This window comes from Fructilactobacillus sp. X7R9C1 (genome assembly GCF_059901005.1).
Genome location: NZ_JBWXVG010000040.1, coordinates 1 through 719 on the forward strand (window position 1 = coordinate 1; position 719 = coordinate 719).

The window sequence follows — 719 nt, forward strand, 5'->3', positions numbered from 1 at the left end:
ACGACGCTAAAATTAAAAGTTTAGATGGAACAGTTAATGGTATTAACGGTTCAATTAACGATGCACACAATCCTGCTGAAAAAAGTTGGATTGCTATGGGAGATTCGATTACGCAAGGCTATTCTCCAGATAATATCGAAAACAAATCCATTGATTATCCGGACAAAGTTGCTAAACAACTAAATATTTCTGATTATCGAAATGCTGGTATTGGCAGAAGTGCGTTTGTTGACCATGATGATCCAGACTTAGCAAGTGCGAAAGTTTGGAAAAATACCGATTATAGTAAGTGGGACTTTGTTACCATCTTTTACGGTACTAATGACTTTTTAATAAATTCCGATGGATGGGAAATTATAAATGAAATTCATGATATGGTTTATAAAATGAAAAAAGACAATCCTAATATTAAAATATTTGGCATTTTACCAACGCCACGCTATGACTATCCAGAAGTCGATGGACAGCAAACTAACGGATCATATACTTTCAGCAATTTATTAGATTGCATTTCTAGCTCGTTTAAATCAGTAAATGTTCCTGTTTTGGATTGGAGAAATTACGTTCCCGAAATTTTTACTAGAGATACGCGTGATGGTTTATCAAGTGACAATTTACATCCAAACGATAAGGGTTATACCTTAATAGCTAATCAAATTGTTAAGTTTTTACAGGTTAATTATTGATGAGAAAGGAGAATATATGGGACAAAAATATGA

The 719-nt window shown here is 33.2% G+C and carries 1 protein-coding gene; it reads left to right on the forward strand.

The window, feature by feature from the left end; all coding sequences use genetic code 11:
• Positions 1 to 686 (forward strand): SGNH/GDSL hydrolase family protein (locus AC6UD0_RS07295; RefSeq protein ID WP_500708695.1); only part of this gene is annotated, 686 nt, incomplete at its 5' end.
• Positions 687 to 719 lie beyond the last annotated feature (33 nt).